Origin of the sequence: Lapidilactobacillus bayanensis, assembly GCF_003946695.1 — a bacterium.
Classification (GTDB): Bacteria; Bacillota; Bacilli; order Lactobacillales; family Lactobacillaceae; genus Lapidilactobacillus; species Lapidilactobacillus bayanensis.
In genome coordinates this window covers 1-6,446 of sequence record NZ_RHOX01000051.1, presented here as the reverse complement: position 1 = coordinate 6,446, position 6,446 = coordinate 1, and the positions used below count along the sequence as shown (strand labels likewise).

6 protein-coding genes are annotated in these 6,446 nt (G+C 40.6%); 4 read left to right on the top strand and 2 right to left on the bottom strand.

What is annotated here, in order from left to right; translation table 11 throughout:
• Window positions 1–357: 357 nt before the first annotated feature.
• The gene (locus EKM65_RS10965) at window positions 358–990 is read right to left on the bottom strand and encodes an HAD family hydrolase (protein ID WP_164506930.1); all 633 of its coding nucleotides are present in this window, start codon (window positions 988–990) and stop codon (window positions 358–360) included.
• 333 nt (window positions 991–1,323) lie between these two features.
• Between EKM65_RS10965 and EKM65_RS10960 the strand changes: the two genes are divergently transcribed.
• The 3 genes from EKM65_RS10960 to EKM65_RS10950 all read left to right on the top strand — a co-directional run bounded on the left by EKM65_RS10960 (window position 1,324) and on the right by EKM65_RS10950 (window position 3,560).
• Window positions 1,324–1,863 (top strand): cysteine hydrolase family protein, encoded by a 540-nt coding sequence (locus EKM65_RS10960; protein ID WP_125608434.1) that lies wholly within the window; start codon window positions 1,324–1,326, stop codon window positions 1,861–1,863.
• 114 nt (window positions 1,864–1,977) lie between these two features.
• A complete protein-coding gene (locus tag EKM65_RS10955) occupies window positions 1,978–2,820 on the top strand; it encodes a DUF368 domain-containing protein (RefSeq protein ID WP_125608432.1) in 843 nt (280 codons plus the stop codon).
• A 47-nt stretch (window positions 2,821–2,867) separates the two neighbouring features.
• Window positions 2,868–3,560, top strand: a complete 693-nt coding sequence (locus tag EKM65_RS10950) for a YjjG family noncanonical pyrimidine nucleotidase (RefSeq protein ID WP_125608430.1) — start codon at window positions 2,868–2,870, stop codon at window positions 3,558–3,560.
• A gap of 207 nt (window positions 3,561–3,767) precedes the next feature.
• On the opposite strand, the gene EKM65_RS10945 is transcribed toward EKM65_RS10950, so the two are convergent.
• Window positions 3,768–4,865, bottom strand: a complete 1,098-nt coding sequence (locus EKM65_RS10945; RefSeq protein ID WP_125608428.1) for a DMT family transporter — start codon at window positions 4,863–4,865, stop codon at window positions 3,768–3,770.
• A 374-nt stretch (window positions 4,866–5,239) separates the two neighbouring features.
• On the opposite strand from EKM65_RS10945, the gene EKM65_RS10940 reads away from it, so the two are divergent.
• A complete protein-coding gene (locus EKM65_RS10940) occupies window positions 5,240–5,914 on the top strand; it encodes a hypothetical protein (RefSeq protein ID WP_125608426.1) in 675 nt (224 codons plus the stop codon).
• Window positions 5,915–6,446: the final 532 nt, after the last annotated feature.

Genomic DNA, 6,446 nt, shown 5'->3' with positions numbered 1-6,446 from the left:
GGAGGAAAATCGCGGTCAGCCGCGGCATTCTTGTTAGTGGTTTACCACTTACAAGAAAGTTTGCATTTGAGACAAATCGGGCTTTGATTTGGCTCAAATCAATACTCGCAGCGTTCCACCAGCGTATTTTCTGTAGGCACGAAGAACCGCAACATCACAGTTCTAGGATTTGCCACTCTCAATAAAGCTCACATTCAAACTAAATTGGATTTGATTCGGCTCAAACCAATGCTTGCAGCGTTCCACCAGCGCATTTCCTGCAGGCACGTAGAACCACAACATAACAGTTTTAGTTTTTGCATCGAAAGCAGGGCAAAAAAATAGCGCCGGGATTTTTGTCCTGACGCTACTTTAAGATTAACGAACCAAATCGATGATTTCTGCCGGGCGTGATAGGAAATAGTCCATGTCTTGGAATTGGCCGTTGTTGTGGGCGCCCCAGCCGGCGAGACCAAATTTGACGCCAGCACCATGAGCGCAATCTAGATCATACTTCGTGTCGCCAATGTATAACGTTTGATCGGCAGGGATGTCGGAGATTTCAATCATTTTTAATAGTGGCTCTGGACCTGGTTTGTGTTGCTTCGTGTCGGATGCCGTTACCACATTATTGAAGACCGGAGTTAAGCCTAGAGGATCAAAAACGGATTTGAATTCTGCGAGCGTTTTAGAAGTGACAATACCTAAGTCAACATCAAAAGTTTGTAGGGTCTTCAAGGTGTTAATGATTCCGTCGAAAATGCCAGCCAAGTCTGCGAAATCGGCGAAGGCAGCGTACCAAGCTTTCATAATGTCGGGAATATCTTTGTCAGCAATTCCTAAACTTTCCAAGCCTTCTTTAGCAGGAATGCCAAAGATTGTGACAACTTGGTCGTAAGTAAAGTCAAGGTGGTGTTGATCGTTAAGTACCTCAAGTAGGGAATTCATATAAGCTTTTTCAGTATCAATTAAAGTGCCATCAATGTCGAAGACAATATTTTTAAACATCATTTCTCCTCCAATATCAAAACTATGTTTCATTGTAACACAGATTATTTTTTTCTTGGCCAATTTTTTCTTGCAGAGAAACTGCGGTCAAACGCTTAATGCTGCTGCCGTGTAAACGAAGTCCTAATATGTGCGCAACTTAACCACAGCGTTGGCCAAGGCTAAAAATTTGGCCCAACAAAGTGTTCGTGTCGTCGATGACTGTAACCTGACTCACACGACTTCCTTTTAAGTTTCTGGTAACTTTTTGTTGCGAGTAGGCTTTCTTTTGTCTTTTAGCGCTAATTTTGTGATAATGATTACGACAGGATTAAATCTTAATTAAGGAGACTTAAAATGCGTGGGTTAGTCGTCATTGATTATACGAACGATTTTGTGGCTTCAGATGGTGCCTTAACAACGGGGCAGCCTGGACAAGCAATTGAAGAAGCAATTGTTAAGATAACAGCTGAATTCGTTCAAAATCAGGATTTTGTCGTGATGGCAGTCGATCGTCACGATTTGCATGATAATTTTCATCCTGAGAACAAACTATTTCCACCTCATAATCTAGTCAACACACCAGGGCGAGAATTATATGGTGCGCTAAATAATTATTATCGAGAACATGTTGAGCAAATTTATTGGGTGGACAAACGCCATTATTCTGCCTTTTGTGGAACGGATTTAGATGTCCGCTTGCGTGAACGGCGCATTACTGAATTGCACTTAGTTGGTGTTTGCACAGATATTTGCGTATTGCATACAGCCGTTGATGCCTATAATCTTGGCTACGATATTGTCATTCATGAAGATGGCGTTGCTAGTTTTGATGCTCAAGGACATGAGTGGGCCTTGCGACATTTCAAGAATACGCTAGGTGCACAAGTTATTTAAATATGAGTTTAGCGGCACGCTTAATTTATTGCACCATTGTTAATTAAGGTGGTTCTGAAGTGCGGACTCATCAATAATTCAAAAAATAATGTTAGAAAATTAAAGAGGGCTTCGATGATAGATTGGTTATTGCGTTTTGTAAAAGGAATTTTTATTGGTTCTGGATTTATTTTGCCGGGTGTCAGCGGCGGGGCATTAGCGGCCGTTTTTGGCGTTTATGAGCGCATTATTTCATTCTTGGCACACATGACGAAGAATTTTAAGAAGAACCTGCTTTACTTAATTCCATTAGGACTAGGCGGTTTAGCTGGTGTGTTCATTTTTTCCTTCGTGGTTAGTTTTGCGTTGGGTAAATATGAAGCTCAGATTTTGTGGTTCTTCATTGGTGCGATTGTTGGCACAGTGCCATCACTTTGGCAACAAGCGGGTAAAGAAGGACGGAATCACAGGCATCTCGTGATTTTGGCGGTGACGTTTGTGATCAGCTTGGTCTTTCTAATCTTTGGTGAGCAACTATTTGGTAATGGCGTTAGCCAAAACTTTGGCACCTGGATTTTGGCGGGCTTTTTAATTGGGTTGGGAATGATTATTCCCGGCTTGAGTCCATCGAACTTTTTAATTTATATGGGCATGTATAAAGACATGGCTGACGGTATTAAGACATTCGACTTGGCAATTTTAATTCCTTTGGCAATTGGTGGCGTGGTGTCTGTTTTACTTTTGTCAAAAGTAGCCGACTATATTTTCCGTCGTGCTTATGCGGGAATGTTTCATTTTATTTTAGGTGTTGTTTTTGCTTCAACGATTATGATTATTCCGTTCGGCACCAAAATTACGCCGTTGAGCTTGATTGCTTCAATTTTACTTTGCATTGCGGGAATTGCGTTGGGGTATTGGATGAGTCATTTGGAAGAAAAGCATGCTTCTAAAACGCTTGCCAGCAATGAAATAAAATAGTAGGCTGAAATAAGTTTTATTATTAAATTGCAAACATAGGAGTTATTATGGCTTATCAAACTTTATTATTCGATATTGACGATACTTTATTAGACTTTGGCGCATCAGAAGACGCCTCATTGGCCCTGATGTTCGATCATTTTGGCATCGCACTAACAGACGAAATAAAAAAACGTTATGAAGTAATCAATCAGAATTTATGGCGTCAATTTGAGCGGCAGGAGATTGATCGTCAGACGATTTTTAAACGACGGTTTCCTGAGTTGTTTACTGAATTTCATTTAGCAACACCAGAAATAAGTGCACAAGCCGAGGCCGTTTATCGTGAAGGCTTAAATCACGGTCATCAACAAGTACCACAGGCTCAAGAATTATTGGCACGATTAAGTAAACAGAGCGACCTGAAATTATATATTGTTTCGAATGGTGTTGCCAAGACACAAAACATGCGTCTACATGATAGTGGCTTTGCACGATATTTCCAACAAGTTTTTGTTTCGGAAACTGTTGGTCATCAAAAGCCTGATATTCGTTTCTTTGAGGCTGTTGAGCAGGGCATTGCTGATTTTGATCGTCGGCAGGCGTTAATCATTGGTGATTCGTTAACGTCTGACATTCAAGGTGGCATTAATGCCGGGATCGATACAGTTTGGTATAATCCGCGTCAGTTGCCGTTTACAGCGGTGCAACCAACTTATCAAATTGCTGAACTACTACAATTGCTTGAAGTCATTAAATAATTAAAGTATCAACATTCAGATTTTGATCATGAATTGAGACAAATAAAAATGGAGCGGGGATTTTTCCCTGCTCCATTTTAGTATTTTGCTGTCAGACGAAAGCAAAAGTGTCAATGTTTTAATCATGCTGTTTTGTGCAATCATCAAGCGGTCAAACTGCGCAGCAAGATTAATCATTGAGTTCAGTCTAGTTTTCAGTACGCTTTTTTAATCAGTTGCTTTAGCGTGTGTTTTTGCTTTAGTGGTAACATTAATTTTTTGATCATGTAATTCTGTTTTAACATCAGCGACTTCAGCGGCAAGTTTAGCATCTGCCAGAGCACCTTCGTCAGCAATAGTCGCTAAGAAATCTTCGTGGTTCATTGAATTTTCAACAGTTGCTGCACGTTGACCGACAAAGCTAATCACAGAACCAACGACGATGATCGCAATGCCCATCCAAGTGTTAGGCAAGATTGCTTCATGAAGGATCAATAAGGCCATGATTGGCGCGAGGACCGGTTTAATAAAGAAGACTAGTGAAGCCGTCGCCACATCGGAACGTTCCATGGCAATGAAGTAAGTTGCAAAGCCAATGCCAGTAACGCCGATACCTAGATATAAAATCATGGCAATCGTGCTTAAGTTAATACCAGTAAAGTAAGGAATCATCGCGAAGTTCTTCGTGATGGCATTCTGATTCATGAGATTAGCAACAATTGACAAATGACTTAAGCCCATCAACGCCGCTAACTCTAGGGCACCGAAGATAAAAGTAAAGCTCGTAATTGTGACGCCATCGAAATGCTCAGTCTGAGAAACTTTACGAGAAATAATACTATAAAAGCCAAAGGTGATTGCAGAGAGTAGTGCTAATATCATACCCAAAGGATTGGTTAAGTGGAAGGGATTCATAATAACAACTAAACCAATCACAGAAATCACAACTGAAATCAAATTAGGGCGCGACAACGTTTCATGTAAAATGAGATAGGAAAATAATAATGCGAAGACAGGATTTGAACTGAAGACAACGGCGGCAATTGAAGCCTTACCATACATAACCGCTAATTGAAATAATGTCATACTCACTAAGACACAGAGTAGGCCGGTCAAAGCAAAACTTTTAATCGCTTGTCTGTTAATTTTCAAATGCTTCTGCGCAAGGGAACGCAATGCCAGTGGCAGTAGGAAAACACCACCAATTAAGAAACGAAGGAAGTTTAATTGAATCGGATTGAAATCACTGCCCGCTAATTTGAGCATGATTTCCATGGAACTGAAGAGGAAGGTGGAAAGTAGAATTAAGAGAAATGTTTTTCGCAAGATGATCGCCTTTCATATTTTAGTTGCGTGGTTGAACGACTTCTTGGTGGTCCTTTAACCGCATGAACTAATTTTAATTGGCAAATTAACTAGTCTAGTCCTAGACCAACTATTGCGAGGCTGGGTATCAAATTAGATTAGAAATCAGTCAAACGTGTATTAGCATAGCACTGTTGAACCACTTAATTCAAGGAACGTTCGCTTTTTTCGGTTCTTCGATTGACACTAGTGATCGATTGTTTTTCTAGAAAACCGTTACCATTGTGGTAAGATTGGGGAAGTGCCAATGATGGCAAGTTGATAGTCAAGTTTGGTTGAGTTTCGACGATGATCCAATTTTGGCAAACAAAAAAATATAGAATCGGTGGCTCGAAATGACAACACGTTTAACTATGCGGCAACAAATTATTTATTTTACGGTCTCGATAATCCTGAACTGTCTTGGTAATGGTATTACAGTTGCCCTAAATTTAGGTAGTGCATTGTGGACCGCATCAGCAGTTAATATTTCTCATGCTAGTGGCCTGCAATTAAATACGATCTTGATTTTGATTGCAGCCTTTGCGATTGTTGTTAATGTTTTTCTGCGTGGTTATTTTAGTTGGCACGCGTTTATTGGTAATATTTTATTCGCCGTACCCTTTAGTATTTTAGTTGGCTGGTTTAGTAAGTTATTCTTGCAGACGCCTTTGATGACGTTGCCACTGGTTGCGCGGGTATTCTTGGATTTTGGTGGAATCATGCTAATTGGCATCGCCATTTCGATTTATCAGCGATTAAATATTGCCCTACATCCCACTGACGAAATGATGCAGTTAGTCCGTTTCAAACTCTTGCACGGGAATGCTTGGGCAGCTCAAATTACGTCATTTATTCCACCAATCATTGCCATTACGATAACTTATTTACTAACGCGGCAGTTATATGCAATCAATTTGGGCACAGCGTTTTCGTTGTTATGTCAAGGATATATCATTGGTCAAGCTGATAAGTTAGTTGTTCCAAAGTTGAAACATCAGCACTTGTTTGACCGTAACGATGCTAAGTAGAAATTTGGCAATGCTGAGACAGATAATACTTTTTGTCGCCACACTAAGTCAACATGCTAAAATCTAAAACTGTTATTTTGTACTTCTCCGCGCTTGCGCAAAGGTTGCGGATGGAGTGGAGCGAGTGCCGTGAGGGAAAATAAATACTTTCGCTGGAACGTGGTGGACACTGCTTAAAGCCAATTTTTACAAAATTGTCTTTAAGACAGGTCTTACTGTAAGTGGTAAACCACTAACAGTAATATCACCACTGAGCGGTATTTATTTTCCCTCACTCAACAAGCGAGAGGGCAACCTTTGCGCAAGCGCTGAATTGACGAGTGGTTAAACTGCCCCTAAACTTTTGAGAAGTAAAAACTAGAAATTTAGTCGAACTGACGCGCTTTCGTCAGTGCCGGAGGGAAATCGCGGTCAGCCGCGGTATTCTTGTTAATGGTTTACCATTTACAAGAAAGTTTGGTGCGCTCGGCATGATTGTTATCTAGGCGGTGAAAGTCCGCTATGAGCCGTAGTAGTCGGAATCATAAGTCGA